General features: G+C 74.1%; 13 protein-coding genes. 9 read left to right on the top strand and 4 right to left on the bottom strand.

What is annotated here, in order from left to right; all coding sequences use genetic code 11:
* Positions 1-27 precede the first annotated feature (27 nt).
* Genes ACMXN5_RS09645 through ACMXN5_RS09635 form a run of 3 tightly spaced genes read right to left on the bottom strand, consistent with a single transcriptional unit; the run spans position 28 to position 1894 of the window.
* Entirely contained in the window at positions 28-945 is a 918-nt protein-coding gene (locus tag ACMXN5_RS09645) for an aminoglycoside phosphotransferase family protein (RefSeq protein ID WP_439674881.1), read from the bottom strand.
* Positions 942-1427, bottom strand: coding sequence for a ferritin-like domain-containing protein (locus tag ACMXN5_RS09640; RefSeq protein ID WP_439674880.1), 486 nt, complete (start codon positions 1425-1427; stop codon positions 942-944). The genes ACMXN5_RS09645 and ACMXN5_RS09640 overlap by 4 nt, the downstream gene beginning before the upstream one ends.
* Positions 1424-1894, bottom strand: a complete 471-nt coding sequence (locus tag ACMXN5_RS09635; protein ID WP_395789285.1) for a hypothetical protein — start codon at positions 1892-1894, stop codon at positions 1424-1426. The genes ACMXN5_RS09640 and ACMXN5_RS09635 overlap by 4 nt, the downstream gene beginning before the upstream one ends.
* 232 nt (positions 1895-2126) lie before the next feature.
* Here ACMXN5_RS09635 and rimP point away from each other — a divergent pair, with 232 nt between their 5' ends.
* The 9 genes from rimP to ACMXN5_RS09590 all read left to right on the top strand — a co-directional run bounded on the left by rimP (position 2127) and on the right by ACMXN5_RS09590 (position 11630).
* Positions 2127-2693 (top strand): ribosome maturation factor RimP, encoded by a 567-nt coding sequence (gene rimP / locus ACMXN5_RS09630; RefSeq protein WP_439674879.1) that lies wholly within the window; start codon positions 2127-2129, stop codon positions 2691-2693.
* A gap of 3 nt (positions 2694-2696) precedes the next feature.
* Positions 2697-3719 carry a transcription termination factor NusA gene (gene nusA, locus ACMXN5_RS09625; RefSeq protein ID WP_439674878.1) on the top strand — a complete coding sequence of 341 codons (1023 nt, stop codon included), beginning with the start codon at positions 2697-2699 and terminating at the stop codon, positions 3717-3719.
* 8 nt (positions 3720-3727) lie between these two features.
* Entirely contained in the window at positions 3728-4096 is a 369-nt protein-coding gene (locus ACMXN5_RS09620) for a YlxR family protein (protein ID WP_439677978.1), read from the top strand.
* A 98-nt stretch (positions 4097-4194) separates the two neighbouring features.
* A complete protein-coding gene (gene infB, locus ACMXN5_RS09615; protein WP_439674877.1) occupies positions 4195-7368 on the top strand; it encodes a translation initiation factor IF-2 in 3174 nt (1057 codons plus the stop codon).
* Positions 7369-7593: 225 nt separating this feature from the next.
* Positions 7594-7887: a DUF503 domain-containing protein gene (locus ACMXN5_RS09610; RefSeq protein WP_439674876.1), complete on the top strand. Its 294-nt coding sequence runs from the start codon at positions 7594-7596 to the stop codon at positions 7885-7887.
* A 166-nt stretch (positions 7888-8053) separates the two neighbouring features.
* Entirely contained in the window at positions 8054-8548 is a 495-nt protein-coding gene (gene rbfA, locus ACMXN5_RS09605) for a 30S ribosome-binding factor RbfA (RefSeq protein ID WP_395789278.1), read from the top strand.
* Complete coding sequence (locus ACMXN5_RS09600) at positions 8545-9675, top strand: DHH family phosphoesterase (protein ID WP_439674875.1); 1131 nt, start codon at positions 8545-8547, stop codon at positions 9673-9675. Before rbfA ends, ACMXN5_RS09600 begins: the two co-directional genes overlap by 4 nt.
* Positions 9672-10565 (top strand): tRNA pseudouridine(55) synthase TruB, encoded by an 894-nt coding sequence (truB, locus tag ACMXN5_RS09595; RefSeq protein WP_439674874.1) that lies wholly within the window; start codon positions 9672-9674, stop codon positions 10563-10565. Before ACMXN5_RS09600 ends, truB begins: the two co-directional genes overlap by 4 nt.
* Before the next feature lie 114 nt (positions 10566-10679).
* Positions 10680-11630: a bifunctional riboflavin kinase/FAD synthetase gene (locus ACMXN5_RS09590; RefSeq protein WP_439674873.1), complete on the top strand. Its 951-nt coding sequence runs from the start codon at positions 10680-10682 to the stop codon at positions 11628-11630.
* Positions 11631-11683: 53 nt separating this feature from the next.
* Here the strand turns inward: ACMXN5_RS09590 and ACMXN5_RS09585 are convergent, their stop codons facing one another.
* Positions 11684-15628, bottom strand: a complete 3945-nt coding sequence (locus ACMXN5_RS09585; protein WP_439674872.1) for a nucleotide-binding protein — start codon at positions 15626-15628, stop codon at positions 11684-11686.
* Positions 15629-15655: the final 27 nt, after the last annotated feature.

Raw genomic sequence — 15655 nt, 5'->3', positions numbered from 1 at the left:
GCCGCGCGCCGGTCGCCGGGGAGCGGCTCAGGACAGCCACTCCGCGACCGACAGCAGGTCCTCGCCCGCCGGGTCGTCGACCGACAGGCACCACAGGCCCAGCGCCAACGCCTGCACCAGCGCCCACCCGCGCACCCGCTCGGGGTCCAGGTCCAGCGCGTTCGCCAACCACGTCACCCGCCGCCGTACCAGCGCCTGCGGACGCGGCTCGGCGACCACCGTGGCCATCCGGTCCCGGACCAGCGGCCCCAGGTCGAAGGCCCGCTCGCCGAGCATCGGCCGCGGATCGATGGCCAGCCACTTCGCCCGAGTGCCCGCGAGCACGTTGCCGTGGTGGCAGTCGGTGTGCAGCACCACCACCTCCGGCTGCGACGCGGCCAGTTCGGCGCACAGCGCCACCGCCTCGTCGACCAGCGCCTTCGGGCACGGCCCGGCCAGGTCCGCGTAGCGCCGCGGGATCGATTCGCCCCAGTGCCCGGCCCGTTCCGCGACCGGCTCGATCGGGCAGTCGGCGGGCGGGGCCACCCACAACCGGCGGATCACCTCCGCGGCCTCCAGCATCGCCCGGTCCTCCGCCAACGAGCGCAGCGAGACGTCCGGTTGCAGCCGCTCCAGCAACAGCGCGCCGCGCGCCGGATCCGCCTCCAGCAACCGCACCGCGCCCGCGCCGTCCCACAGCGCGAGCGCGGTCGGCTCGTGCGCGGTGTAGCGATCCACGAAGCCCAGCTTGAGCGTGGCCGGCGTGTCGTCCGCCCGGCGGACCAGGAAGGTCAGGCTCAGCGCGCCGCCGGGAATGATCGGCCGCTCCACGGTCAGCCCCCAACGCGCCGCGTACTCCGCGACCGCGTCCGGCAGCCCCGCGAGCCACCCGCGCGCGGCCTCCTCGCCGCACCAGCGCAGCGCGGTCCGCGTCAGCCGTTCCGGTACCTCGACCCGATCGTTCACGTGCGGCCCCCCGCCGTCGCCGTCCCCGAACCACCCTCCTCGGGCACCCCCGGGAAGGGCGTACTCGCCCCCCGCCAGCGCACCCCCCACACCGCGGCCTCGCGCAACCAGCCCGCCGCCTCCGCCCGCAGCGGCGCCCCGGCCGCGGCCACCAGCGCGCCGAGGTGCAGCGCGACCCCGTCCTCCAGGTACACCGCGAGCCGGGTCGCGTCCGCCGGCGTGGCCACCGGGAAGGGCACCGTGTACGCGGGCGCCGCCGGCGGCGCGGTCGCGCCCCGGTCGGCGATCAGCCGGGTGATCGTGTCCCGCCGGGCCCGATGCGCGTCCAGCGCGGTTCGTGCCTGGGTCCGGGCGGCGCCGGTCAGCCGCCCGCCCGCGACGCCGTACCCGTAGACCGCCGCGTGCTCCGCGTCCAGCGCGTCGCGCAGCGCCTTCACCTCGACGGCGGCGGCCCCCGACGGGGCCGGACGCGGCGTACTCACGATGCGCTCCGAAGCAGTTGGGCGTGTCCCGCCAGACACGCCGAGGTGGCGGCCAGTCGGCGGGCGAGATCGGGGGAGACCCGGTCCAGGTCGACCAGTCGCTCGTCCGAGGCCTGCTGCGCCCGGTCGGCGATCGTGGTGGTCGCCGCGGCGAGGTCGTCGGGCGCGGTCCCGGGGGGCGGCGCGGGGTGTGTCGCGCGGCCGGCGAAGGCGGTCAGGTGTTGCCGCAACTCGACCGACAGCGGCCGGATCCGCTCGGCCAACGGGGCGTGTCGCGCGGCCACCGCGTCGTAGTGCGCCAGCAGCGCCCCGGTCGCCGCGTACGCCCGCTCGCGCGCCGCGTCGTCGGCCTTGCGCCGCCCCTGGTCCGAACCCCCGCCGTCGTCGCAACCGGCGACCGCGGCGGCGATCGTCGCCGCGGTCACGGCGCCGAGGACGGCCCGTCGCGTCGGCCCCGCGTCGCGCATGCGTCCCGCTCCTGAACCTCGTCCGTGATGTCCGTGCCGCCTCCGGCCGTGTCGGACGCTACCGCATGGCAGGGACTGTGGAGCCCGCCGGACATCCGGCGGACAACCCGTGTACGCCGGGCGGACGTGCGCGAGATTGCTCCCGGACCGGATAGTGTTGTCCTCCCCCGACCCGCCCTCCGGCGGTCGACGCACCTGAGACAACAGCACACGCAGCCGAGGAGTCACCCGGATGAGCACCACCACGTTGGACCGGCTGCGGGAGTTGCTGGAGCCGGTGGTATCGACCCTGGGCGTGGATCTCGAGGAAGTTTCCCTCACTCCCGCCGGCAAGCGGCGTGTGCTGCGCGTGATGGTGGCCGCCGACGGCGGCGTCGACCTGGACAAGGTCGCCGAGGTCAGCCGCGCGGTCTCCGACGTGCTCGACCCGAGCGACGTGCTCGGCTCGCTGCCCTACCTGCTGGAAGTCACCACCCCCGGCGTGGACCGCCCGCTGACGCTGGAGCGGCACTGGCGCCGCGCGGCCGATCGACTGGTCCTGGTGCAGCTGCACGACGGCGGCACGGTGACCGGCCGGATCGGCGCGAGCGACGCGGAGGGTGTGGAACTGGACGTCGACGGCACACCGCGACGGTTGACCTGGGACGAGGTGGCCAAGGCCGTCGTACAGGTCGAGTTCAACCGCAAGGGCAAGGACTCGGCGACGAACGCCGAGACCGAAGAAGACGACGAGGACGACGACGACACCGGTGTCGAGCACGACACCGACGCGGACGACACCATGGACGAGGAGGCGTAGGACGTGGACATCGACATGAGCGCCCTGCGCGGGCTCGAGCGCGAAAAAGAGATCAAGTTCGACCTCCTGGTCGAGGCCATCGAGTCGGCCCTGTTGATCGCCTACCACCGCACCGAGGGCAGCCTGCCCAAGGCGCGCGTGGAGCTGGACCGGGCAAGCGGTCACGTCACCGTATGGGCGACCGAGACCGACGAGGCCGGTCAGCGCGTGCGCGAGTTCGACGACACCCCGGACGACTTCGGCCGGATCGCGGCGACCACCGCCAAGCAGGTGATCCTGCAGCGGCTGCGCGACGCCGAGGAGGAGATCACGTTCGGCGAGTTCGCCGGCCGTGAGGGCGAGATCGTCGCCGGCGTGGTCCAGCAGGGCAAGGACAACCGCAACGTCCTGGTGGACCTGGGTCGCATCGAGGCGATCCTGCCGCCCCAGGAGCAGGTGCCGGGCGAGCGGTACGCGCACGGCATGCGCCTGCGCTGCTATGTCGTACAGGTGCGGCGTGGGCCCAAGGGGCCGTCCATCACGCTCTCGCGCACCCACCCCAACCTGGTGCGGAGGCTGTTCGCGCTGGAGGTCCCGGAGATCGCCGACGGCAGCGTCGAGATCGCCGCGATCGCCCGCGAGGCCGGCCACCGCTCCAAGATCGCCGTCTACTCCACGCGCGCCGGGCTCAACCCCAAGGGCGCGTGCATCGGGCCGATGGGCGCGCGCGTGCGCGCCGTGATGGCCGAGTTGAACGGCGAGAAGATCGACATCGTCGACTGGTCGGACGACCCCGCGCGGATGGTGGCCAACGCGCTGTCGCCGGCGCGGGTGAGCAAGGTCGAGATCGTGGATCTCGCCGCGCGCTCCGCCCGGGTGACGGTGCCCGACTACCAGCTCTCGCTGGCGATCGGCAAGGAAGGGCAGAATGCCCGACTTGCCGCGCGATTGACCGGATGGCGCATCGACATCCGGCCGGACACCGAGACCACCGATTCGGACGACCGGATCCGGTCGACCGAACCAGGTCGCGGTGAGGAGCGGTAGACTTGAACATGTCTGGTCGCAGGCGTGCCCGAGCATGCCCTCGTACAAGGTCGAAGGAGCGGGAAATCACCGCCACTCCGTGCCGAACGTGCGTAGGTTGTCGGCAGCGTGCGGCCAAGGCCGACCTATTGCGGGTCGTGGCGGTCGAGGGCGTTTGTGCCCCCGATCCCCGCGGCCGAATGCCCGGGCGGGGAGCGCATCTGCACCCCGATCCGGAGTGCCTGGCCCAGGCGGAGCGCCGCAAGGCGTTCGTTCGGGCTTTGCGCGTGCCGGGGCCGCTGGACTCGGCACCACTGCGTGCTTTTTTGAGCGGTGATGGGTTGTCAGAGGTCGGTCGGACAGGTCCAGCGAAGCGGTACCTCGCGAGTCGGAAGTAGGTCGAGATTGCGATGAGCACTCGATGAGTACGCGATGAGTACAGACATGCGGTAGTGACGGTCCGGCGGACGACCAACCCCGGACCAGAAGGAGCGACGTGGCAAAGGTCCGGGTATACGAACTCGCCAAGGAGTTCGGAGTCGAGAGCAAGGTCGTCATGGCCAAGCTCCAAGAACTCGGTGAGTTCGTTCGTTCGGCGTCCTCGACGATCGAGGCGCCGGTTGTTCGCAAATTGACGGAAGCACTCAAGACGGAAGGCGGGCCCGCCCGCCGCGCCCCGCGTCCGCCGGCCTCGTCCGGTGCGTCGCAGGGTGCCCCCTCCCCGCAGGGCGCCTCGCGCCCTGCCCCCGCTCCGGGCCCGCGCCCGGCGGGTGCGCCGACGCCGGGCCCGCGCCCGACGCCGCGCCCGGCCCCCCAGGGCAGCACCGCCCCGCCCGTGGTGCCGGCCGTGCCGGCCGCGGAGGCGGCTCCGGCCGCCCCGCGTCAGGCGGAGCGTCCCGCGGCACAGTCGGGTCCGCGTCCGGGCGGCGCGCCCGCTCCGGGTCCGCGTCCGGCCGCACGTCCCGCCGAGCGCGGTCCGGCCGAGCGTGGCCAGGGCGACCGCGGTCCCGCCGAGCGCGGTCCGCGTTCGGACCGTCCGGCCGCGGCCTCCTCGGGTCCGGCGGCGGGCAGCCGTCCGGGTCCGCGTCCGGGTGGTCCCGGTCAGGGCGGCCCCGGTGGTCGTCCCGAGCGCGGTGACCGTCCCGAGCGCGGCGAGCGTTCCTCCGGTCCGCGTACCGGCGGCGCACCGTCCGCCGGTGGCCCGCGTGCCGGTGGTCCCGGTCAGGGCGGTGCCCCCCGCCCGGGTGGCGCGCGTCCGGCCGGCCCGCGTCCGGGCAACAACCCCTTCACCTCGGGCAGCACCGGTATGCCGCGGCCGCAGGCCGCCGGCGGCGGTCGCCCCACCCCGGGCGGCATGCCGCCGCGCCCGCAGGGTCCTGCGGCCGCCGGCCCGCGTCCGGGTGGCTCGGGTGGTCCCGCGGGTCCGCGTCCGGGTGGTAGCGCAGGCCCCGGTGGCCCGCGTCCGAACCCGGGCATGATGCCCAACCGTCCGGCGCCCGCGCGTGGCCCGGGTGGTCCCGGCCGTCCGGGCGGTGCGCCCGGTCGTCCCGGTCCCGGTGGCGGCGGCGGTCGTCCGGCGGGTGCCGGCGGCGGTGGCGGTCGTCCCGGTGGTGGCGGTGGCGGCTTCGGCGGTCCCCGTCCCGGCGGTGGCGGCGGCGGCGCTCCGGGTCGTCCCGGTGGCGGCGGCGGCTTCGCCGGTCGTCCCGGCGGCGGCGGTCGTGGCGGCCCGGGTGGTCGCGGCGGCACGCAGGGCGCGTTCGGTCGTCCCGGTGGGCGTCCGGGCCGCGCGCGCAAGTCGAAGCGTCAGCGTCGTCAAGAGTTCGACCAGATGCAGGCTCCGTCCGCCGGTGGCGTGATGGCTCCTCGCGGCAACGGGCGCGTCGTCCGGATGTCGCGCGGTGCCTCGCTCACCGACTTCGCGGAGAAGATCAACGCGAACCCGGCCGCACTGGTCCAGATCATGTTCAACCTGGGCTCGATGCTGACCGCGACGCAGTCGGTGAGCGACGACGAGCTGCAGACCCTCGGGGCCGAGCTCGACTTCGTGATCCAGATCGTCTCCCCGGAGGAGGAGGACCGCGAGCTGCTCGAGTCCTTCGACCTCGAATGGGGCGAGGACGAGGGCGACGAGGACGACCTCGAGGCGCGTCCGCCGGTAGTCACCGTCATGGGTCACGTCGACCACGGCAAGACCCGCCTGCTCGACGCGATCCGCAAGACGAACGTGATCGCGGGCGAGGCCGGTGGCATCACCCAGCACATCGGTGCCTACCAGGTCGCGACCACGGTCAACGACGTCGACCGCAAGATCACCCTGATCGACACCCCCGGTCACGAGGCGTTCACCGCCATGCGTGCCCGCGGCGCCAAGTCGACGGACATCGCGATCCTCGTGGTCGCGGCGGACGACGGCGTGAAGCCGCAGACGATCGAGGCGCTCAACCACGCGCAGGCCGCGGGCGTGCCGATCGTGGTGGCGGTCAACAAGATCGACAAGGAGGGCGCGGACCCGACCAAGGTGCGCGGCCAGCTCACCGAGTACGGGCTCGTGGCCGAGGAGTACGGCGGCGACACGATGTTCGTCGACATCTCGGCGAAGCAGGGCATGGGCATCGACGACCTGCTCGAAGCGGTCGTGCTGACCGCCGACGCGGCGCTGGAGCTCACCGCCAACCCGCACCAGGAGGCCCAGGGCATCGCGATCGAGGGTCACCTCGACAAGGGCCGCGGCCCCGTCGCCACCGTCCTGGTCCAGCGCGGCACGCTGCACATCGGCGACGCCATCGTGGTCGGCGAGGCCTACGGCCGCGTCCGCGCGATGATCGACGAGAACGGCAACAACCTCACCGAGGCCACGCCGTCGCGTCCGGTCATGGTGCTCGGCCTGACCTCGGTGCCCGGCGCCGGTGACAACTTCCTCGTGGTCGAGGAAGAGCGCACCGCGCGGCAGATCGCCGAGAAGCGGGCGGCCCGGGAGCGCAACGCGGTCCTGGCCCGACGGTCGAAGCGGGTCTCGCTGGAGGACCTGGACAAGGCCCTCAAGGCCGGCGAGATGCAGCAGCTCAACCTCATCCTCAAGGGCGACGGCTCCGGTTCGGTGGAGGCGTTGGAGGACGCGCTGCTCAACCTGGACGTCGGCGAAGAGGTCGAGCTGCGGATCATCGACCGCGGCGTCGGTGCCATCACCGAGTCCAACGTCACCCTGGCGATGGCCTCGGACGCGATCATCATCGGCTTCAACGTCCGGCCGGAGGGCCGGGCGCGGACGATGGCCGACCGCGAGGGCGTCGACATCCGCTTCTACTCGGTGATCTACCAGGCCATCGAGGAGATCGAGGCCGCGCTCAAGGGCATGCTCAAGCCCGAGTTCGAAGAGGTCCAGCTGGGCACGGCGCAGATCCGCGCGGTGTTCCGCTCCTCCAAGCTCGGCAACATCGCGGGCTGCATGGTCACCGGCGGGACGATCAAGCGCAACACCAAGGCGCGGATCATCCGGCAGGGGGCCGTGGTCGCCGACAACCTCAACGTCGAGGGCCTGCGCCGCGAGAAGGACGACGTCACCGAGGTCCGCGAGGGCTTCGAGTGCGGTATCAACCTCGGTTCGTTCAACGACATCAAGGTCGAGGACATCATCGAGACGTTCGAGATGCGGGAGAAGCCGCGAGGCTGATCCGGTAGGGCGTTCGAGCGCCTCCGGCCGCCGATCCGGTGGTCGAAGGCGCTCGAACCCGCCGAGACGAGGCGGCGGATCCGCCCGGTGCACACCGGGCGGATCCGCCGTGTCGCGAAGCAGTGTGGTGGTATCCGGGCCGCGACGTGCGTGCCCGGCTCTTTTCGTCGGCGGCCCCGGTGGGCCCCGACCCGAGGCCTCCCGGGCCGGCCAGGCCCGTCGCCTATGTTTGTGGGAACGATCAGCCTCGATGTGTTGTTCGGCGATGTGCACTCGTTGAAGCAAAAACGATCTTTGATCCGCCCCATCCTGGCGGACCTTCAGCGCAAGAATGCCGTTGCCGCCGCCGAGGTGGAGCATCAGGATTTGCACCGGCGCAGCGTGATCGGGGTCGCGGTGGTCTCCGCGACCGTCGAGCGGTGCGCCGAGGTGTTGGACAGCTGCGAGCGGCTCGTCGCGGGCCGGCCCGAGTTGGATCTGCTCTCCGCACGCCGCAGGGTGTACGGGGACGACGACTGACGGACCGGCGGCGACGGCGGTCGCGGTCGCCGTGGCCGCGGCCCCGGTCGCGGCCACGGCCGTGGTCGTCGCAGTCGCAGGGAAGAAGAACGAGAGCGGCTCCCGCGCCCGGTGATCCCGGGCGCGGGGGACCCCGCCGAAATGCCGAGCAATCGCAGGAGGATCAGTGGCCGACACCGCGCGGGCGCGCAAACTCGCGGACCGCATCCAGGTCGTGGTCGCGGAGACCTTGGAGCGCCGGATCAAGGACCCCCGTCTGGGGTTCGTGACGATCACCGCCGCACGAGTGACGGGTGACCTCCGTGAGGCGACCGTCTTCTACACGGTCTACGGCGACGAGACCGAGCGCGCGGCGACCGCCGCCGCGCTGGAGAGCGCCAAGGGCGTGCTCCGCAGCGAGGTGGGCCGGCAGACCGGCGTGCGCCACACCCCGTCGCTGACGTTCGTCGCCGACGCCCTTCCGGACAGCGCCAAACTCATCGACGATCTCCTCGCCCGGGCGCAGCAGGCCGATGCGGCGGTACGCTCAACCGCCGCGGGCGCCGGCTACGCCGGTGACGCGGACCCCTATCGGACCCCGGCCGCGGACGACGCCGACGACTCCGACGACGAGTCGACGGCGCAGACCAGGGCGGACACACAGGAGGGCGACCGACCTTGACACCAGGCGTGGCGGCGGACCGGGACTCCGGTCCGGCCGCGGGAGCGAAGCCGCGGACCGGCGGTGGTTCCGACGCGGAGACGAGGCCGCCGACCGCGCCGGGTGCGGCCGACTGGGACGAGGCGGTACGCCTGCTCCTGACGGCCGAGGACATCACCCTGCTGGCCCACGTCAGCCCCGACGGCGACGCGCTGGGTTCGGCGCTCGCCGTCGGGCTCGCGCTGCGCGAGCTGGGGCGGAACGTGCGGGTCTCCTACGGCGACGACCCCCTCGTGGTGCCGTCCTCGTTGGAGTTCCTGCCCGGTCAGGACCTGCTGGTGCCGCACACCGAGGTCCCCGAGGAGCCGGAGCTGGTCGCGGTCTTCGACGCGGCCGGTTCGGCCCGGCTGGGCCTGCTGGAAGGCAAGGCCAAGGCGGCCGGGGCGCTCCTGGTGGTCGACCACCACGCCTCCAACACCCGGTTCGGCACCCACCACCTGATCGACATCGACGCGCCCGCCACCGCGGTGCTCGCCGACGAGTTGATCACCCGGCTCGGCGCCACGCTGACCGCCGACATCGCCACCGCGCTGTACACCGGTCTGGTCACCGACACGGGCTCGTTCAAGTACGTGGGGACCACGCCCGAGACGCACACCTTCGCGGCCCGGCTGATGGCCACCGGGATACGGCACGACCTGATCCAGCGGGCGATCTGGGACACCTGCCGGTTCGGCTACCTCAAGGTGCTCGCCGCCGCCCTCGCCGGCGCCCGGCTCGACACCGGCGCGGCCAGCGGTCTGGGCCTGGTCTCCACGGTGATCACCCGCGCCGAGCGGGCCGCGCACGGGATCCGCCTGGACGAGATCGAGGGCGTGATCGACGTGGTCCGCAAGAGCGGCGAGGCCGAGGTCGCGCTGGTGCTCAAGGAGGACGACGACGGCGCGCTGCGCGCCTCCGCGCGGTCCAAGGGCGCGGTGGACCTGGGACGGGTCTGCGGGGCCTTCGGCGGCGGCGGACACGCGTTCGCGGCGGGTTTCACCGCATACGATCCACCGGCCGAGGTGGTGGCCCGGTTCCGGGACCTCCTCGCCGACGCACTACTGCCGGTCGCCCCGGCGCAGGCAACCCCGGGAGACGACGCGTGAAGCGCCGCAACGCAGGACCCCCGCCGCCCGACGGTCTGGTGATCGTGGACAAGCCGGCCGGACTGACCTCGCACGACGTGGTGGGCCGGCTGCGCCGGATCGCCGGCACCCGTCGGGTGGGCCACGCCGGGACGCTGGACCCGATGGCCACCGGCGTCCTGGTGATCGGTGTCGAGAAGGCCACCCGCCTGCTCGGCCACCTCGCGCTCACCGAGAAGGGCTACGACGGCACGATCCGGCTCGGGCAGAACACGGTCACCGACGATGCCGAGGGCGAGGTCACCGACTCGACCCCGGCCGGGCACGTGGACGACGCCGCGATCGCGGCGGGAGTGGCCGGGCTGACCGGGCCGATCATGCAGGTGCCCTCGAAGGTGTCGGCGATCAAGATCGACGGCAAGCGCTCCTACTCGCGGGTGCGGGCCGGCGAGGAGTTCGAGCTGGCCGCCCGCCCGGTCACCGTCTCCGCGTTCGAGGTGCTGGCCACCCGGCGCGAGGGCGAGGCGATCGACCTGGACGTGCGGGTGACCTGCTCGTCCGGCACCTACATCCGGGCGCTGGCCCGCGACCTGGGCGCCGGGCTCGGCGTGGGCGGCCACCTGACGGCGTTGCGGCGCACCAGGGTCGGTCCGTACGGCCTGGACCGGGCTCGCACGCTGGAGGAGCTGGAGGAGTCCTTCGGCGTGTTGCCGATCGCCGACGCGGCGGCGGCGGCCTTCCCGCGCCGCGAGGTGAGCGAGGACGAGGCGCGGGCGGTCTCGCACGGCGGGCGGCTGCCGGCGGACGAGGCGTCGGGGCCGGTGGGCGTGTTCGGGCCGGACGGGACCTTTCTGGCGTTGGTGGAGAACAGCGGGGGCGTGGCCCGGCCGCTTGCGGTGTTCGTGGGCTGAGGTGGTGGGGGCGGCCCGGGGTGATCGTCGCCACGGCGGGGTCGGGGCCGGGTGGGGGCCGGTACGTGGGAGGCTGGACCCGCGACACACCACGGAGAACGAGGAGCGGTTACGGTGCAGCGTTGGCGGGGCTTGGAGGACGTCCCCAGCGATTGGGGACGCTCCGTCGTCACGATCGGGTCCTATGACGGTGTGCATCGCGGACACCGGCGGACGATCGGCCGAGCGGTCGAGATCGGTCGCGAGCGCGGTCTGCCCGTGGTCGTGGTCACGTTCGACCCGCACCCCAGCGAGGTGGTCCGCCCGGGCAGCCATCCGCCGCTGCTGACGCCGCATCATCGGCGCGCGCAGTTGATGGCCGACCTCGGGGTCGCGGCGGTCCTGGTTCTCCCGTTCACCCTCGAATTCTCCCGGCAGAGCGCGGTCGACTTCGTCCGCCAGGTGCTGGTGGACACGCTGCACGCGGCCGTGGTGGTCGAGGGACGCAACTTCCGTTTCGGCCACAAGGCGACGGGCAACGTCGCCCTCTTGGAGGAGTTGGGCGTGGCGAACGACTTCACCGTCGTCGAGCCGGAGCTGTTCGTCTCCGGCGAGGTGACCTTCTCGTCCACCGTGGTCCGGGCCCGGGTCGCCGAGGGCGACGTGGCGGGCGCGGCCGAACTGCTCGGCCGGCCGCACCGGGTCGAGGGTGTGGTGGTGCGCGGGGACCAGCGCGGGCGCGAGCTGGGCTACCCGACGGCCAACCTCGAGGTGCTTCCGTATACGGCGATTCCGGCCGACGGGGTGTACGCGGGGTGGCTGGTGATCGACGGCGAGCGGTTGCCGGCGGCGATCTCGATCGGGACGAACCCCACCTTCGACGGAACGGAGCGCCGGGTCGAGGCGTACGCGCTGGACCGGACCGACCTGGACCTGTACGGGGTGCACGTCGCCGTGGACTTCCTCGAATACCTGCGCGGGACCGTGCGGTTCGAGTCGGTCGACGACCTGCTCGACCAGATGGCGCGGGACGTGAAGCGCGCGCGCGAGTTGATCGACGCCACGGATCTCGACGCCGCGGGCTGAGTGAAGCGACGAGGGCCGCCCCGGAGATGTTCTCCGGGGCGGCCCTCGTGCGTTCAGCCCTGTCGCGGTGGTTGCCAGTCGCCGGGCGGGGGCTGCTGGTAGTACGGCTGTTGGGGCTGTGGTTGTTGCGGGTGCTGCGGCTGTTGCGGTTGGTGTTGGTGTTGTGGGTGCTGTTGCTGCTGTTGGTACGGCTGCTGTTGCGGTTGGCCGTAATAGGGCTGCTGCGGCGGTTGTTGCCGGTACTGCGGTTGCCACTGCTGCTGTTGCTCGCCGGGCTGGGTGCGATGGAAGTCCTCGGCGACCAGCGCGGCGAGTTCGAAGTACGCCTCGCGGGTCTTGGGGCGCATCATGTCGAGGTCCAACTCGGCGCCCGCGGACAGGTGTTCGTCGAAGGGCACGACCACGACCGCGCGGCAGCGGGTCTCGAAGTGGGCGACGATGTCCTCGGTCTTGACCATCTTGCCGGTCTCACGGACTCCGGAGATCACCGTGATGCTGTTGGCCACGAGGTCGGCGTAGCCGTGTGCGACCAGCCAGTCGAGTGTGGTGCTGGCGCTGGTCGCGCCGTCCACGCTGGGCGTGCTGATCACGATCAACTGGTGGGCCAGGTCGAGGACTCCGCGCATCGCGCTGTAGAGCAGGCCGGTGCCGGAGTCGGTCAGGATGATCGGGTACTGCTTGCCGAGCAGGTCGATCACCGAGCGGTAGTCGTCGTCGTTGAACGTGGTCGACACCGCCGGGTCCACGTCGTTGGCCAGGATCTCCAGGCCGCTGGACGACTGTGAGGTGAACCGCCGGATGTCCATGTAACTGTGCACGTGGGCCATCGAGTTGACCAGGTCGCGAATGGTCGCGCCGGTCTCCCGGCGGACCCGGCGGCCGAGGGTGCCGGCGTCCGGGTTGGCGTCGATCGCGATCACCCTGTCCTGGCGCTCGGTGGCAAGCGTCGAGCCGAGGGCGGTGGTGGTCGTGGTCTTGCCGACGCCGCCCTTGAGGCTGATCACCGCGATCCGGTAGCAGCCCAGGACGGGTGTGCGGATGCGTTCGAGGCGTTCGGCGCGGCGGGCGTCGGCGGACTTGCCGCCGAGCCGGAAGCGCGGGGTCTGCCGGCGGGGTTGCGGTTGTTTGCGCAGCAGGCGGTCGCTGGTCAGTTCGACGGCCGCGGTGTAGCCGAGGGGGGCGCCGCCGACGGTGCGGGCCGGGGCGCCGCCGCCGTCGGGGGACCAGGGCTGCTGCTGGGATTGCGGGTTGCCCTGGGGCGGGGTGCCCGGGTGGTAGGGCTGGGGCGCCTCGGGGGGTTGGGCGGCGTACGGGTCGACCGGGTCGGGGTGTTGGGGTGTGGGGTGGTTGGGGTATCCCGGTTGCCCTGGCTGTCCCGGTTGTCCCGGCTGTACTGGCTGTCCCTGTGCTCCCGGTGCCGCCTGGGGGCCGGGGGCGCCGTGTGGAGGGGTGCCCTGGTGGGGCGGTTGGGCCTCGGGGGGCTGGGCGGCTGCGGGGGGTTGGCCGTACGGGGGTTGCTGCGGGGCCGGGGCGCCCTGGGGCGGGGTGCCCTGGGCGTAGGGCGGTTGCGGGTGGCCGGGGTTCGGCTGTCCGTAGGGGGCGCCCTGGGGGTAGTCCGGTCCCTGGGGGCCGGGGGGTGCCTGGCCGTAGGGCGGCTGAACCGGCTGCGCCTGGGCGTACGGGTTGGGGCCGCCCTGTTGCGGATCGGGCTGCGGGTACGGGGCGTGGGCCTGCGGGCCGGGGGCGCCGTGCGGCGGGGTGCCCTGGGCGTAGGGGCCGGGCGCCTGCTGGTACGGGCCGGGGGGCTGGGCGTACGGCGGTTGGCCGCCGTGCTGCTGTTGCTCCGGCGCGGCGGCCTGGTCGTTGCCGCCGCCGAACGCACGGCGCATCCACGAACGTTCGTCGCGCTGCTGCTGCGGGGGCGCGATCGGCGCACCGCTCGGCGGCGGCAGCGGTTGTCCGGTCGGCGGCGGTGCCGAGCCGCCCCAGGCCTCGCCGTGGCCGGGGGCGGAGCCGGTCCAGGCCGGCGGCGGCAGCGGCGAACCCTGCGGGGGCGTCATCGGGCGCGGCGGGGCACCGGTCGGCGGGCCCTGCTGCGGGACGCCGGGCGGTGCGGCCATGTCGTCGGTGACGGGCGGGATCAGCCGGGTCGCCTGATCGGGGGTCGGGGCGCCCTGCTGACCGGGGTAGGGCTGCTGCGGGGCACCCGGGTGCGCCGGGCCCTGGTAGTGCGGGTAGGGCAGCGGCCCGCCCTGGGGCGGGGGCGGCTGCTGGGGCTGTCCGTAGGGCGGGTACGCGCCGGCGGGCTGCTGTTGCGCGGGGGCGGCCGGCGGGGCCGGGGGCTGGGGCTGCTGCGGATGGGCGGCGGCCGGTGGCTGCGGCGTCTCCGGTGCCTCGGGGGCTCGGGGCGGCTGCGCTTCGGCGGCGTGGGGGGCGTACGGGTGTTGGTCGTAACCCTGCGGCGGCTGCGGTGGCGGCGCGGGTGCGTCGGCCGGCTTGGTCGGAGGGGCTTCCGGGGCCGGCGGGGTCGGTCCGTCGGCGGAGAGGCCGGGGATCGGCGTGCCGCCGGCGGGGGTGGTGGGCACGTCGTGCGGGTCGAGCGGCGCGGGCGCGTCCGGGCGGGCTTCCGCCGCCGGGGGCGCGTCGTCGGCGCGATCGGGTGTGGCGTCGGGCTGCGGGGCGGCATCGCCGGGCGGATCGGCGGGCGACTGCTCCGGGGCCGCGGCGTCGGTCGGGCTCGCGTCGCCGGCCTCGGTGTCGGGGCGGGGCGGCTCGATCGGCTCCGGGGCCTCCGGGCTGTCCGGGGCCGCGTCGACCGGAGCGCCGGCGGGACCGGGCTCGGCCGGCTCCGTGGTGGGGCGGCTCGGGTCGTCGGAGGGCGGTACGACCCTGGTCGGGTCGCCGGGTGTGTAGGCCGGGCCGGGGTGGTTCGAGTCGCCGGACGGCGGGACGACGGTGGTGCGGTCGTCGGCCGGGGGAGTGGGTTCGGTCCGGTTTCCGTCGAACGACGGCGGGACGACCATCGTCGGGTCGCCCGGGGTGAAGGTCGGGTCCGGGCGGTTTTGGTCGTGGGAGGGCGGCACGACCGTCGTCCGGTCGTCCGTCGGTACGGGCGCGCCCGGGTGGTCCCGGTCGAGGGACGGGGGCACGACCATCGTCGGGTCGCCGGGGGTGAAGGGCTGATCCGGTCGGTTGTCCTGGGCGGCCGGCGGGGTGGCCGGGCCTTGGCGGTCCTGATCGGTCACCGGCGGCATGACCATGGTCTGGTCGCCGGGGGTGAAGGTCGGGCCGGGGCGGTCCTGCGCGGCGGGCGGTTGGCCGCCGTACGGCAGAGGGGCCGCGGGCTCGTGGGGGGTGTACTGCGGCGGGACGACGGTGGTCGGCTCGCCCGAGCCCGAGCCCGAGCCCGAGCCCGAGCCCGCGCCCGCGCTCGTGCCGAACGCCGGCGGGGCCTGGGGTGCGGGTGCGTCCGTGTCGACGCGGTACGGCGCCGGCGGCGCGGTGTTCGGGTGCGCCGGGCCGGGCCCGGCCGGGCGGTGTGCGCCGTGGTCGACGGCGGCCGGGGGCGCGGGCTCGTGCGTGCGGGCCTCGTGCGCGCGGGGGTCGCCGGCCGGCGGTCGGTGGGTGGGCTCGTGCGGCGGGGTGCCCGTGCCGGGCGGGCCGGCGGGCGGCGCTACCGGTGCGCCGGAGCCGTACGGGCCCGGGGCGCCGGCGGGCGGACCGGCCGGGTGCGCGGCGCCGTGGTCCGCCCCGTACGGCAGCGGCGCGGGCGCGTCCGGCGTGCGTGCCGGCGGTACGAGCGTGGGATCCTCACTGCCGTAGCGGGGCGCCTGGCTCGGCCCCGGTGGTGCGGGCGCACGGATCCCGGACGGGGGTGGCGCGGGCGCGCCGCCGTCCTGGTGGGTGTACCACGAGGGCATGGTGAAGTCGGGTCCCGACCACTCCTCTTCCTCGTCCGCCCCCGCCTCGATGTGTGCGCCGTCCTGCTCGCTGCTCACGGTGTGGTCCTTCCGATCGTCCGGAGG

Source organism: Embleya australiensis (genome assembly GCF_051903075.1).
GTDB lineage: Bacteria > Actinomycetota > Actinomycetes > Streptomycetales > Streptomycetaceae > Embleya.
The sequence above is the reverse complement of the archived record's forward strand: the minus strand, read 5'-3'. Positions and strand labels throughout refer to the sequence as shown.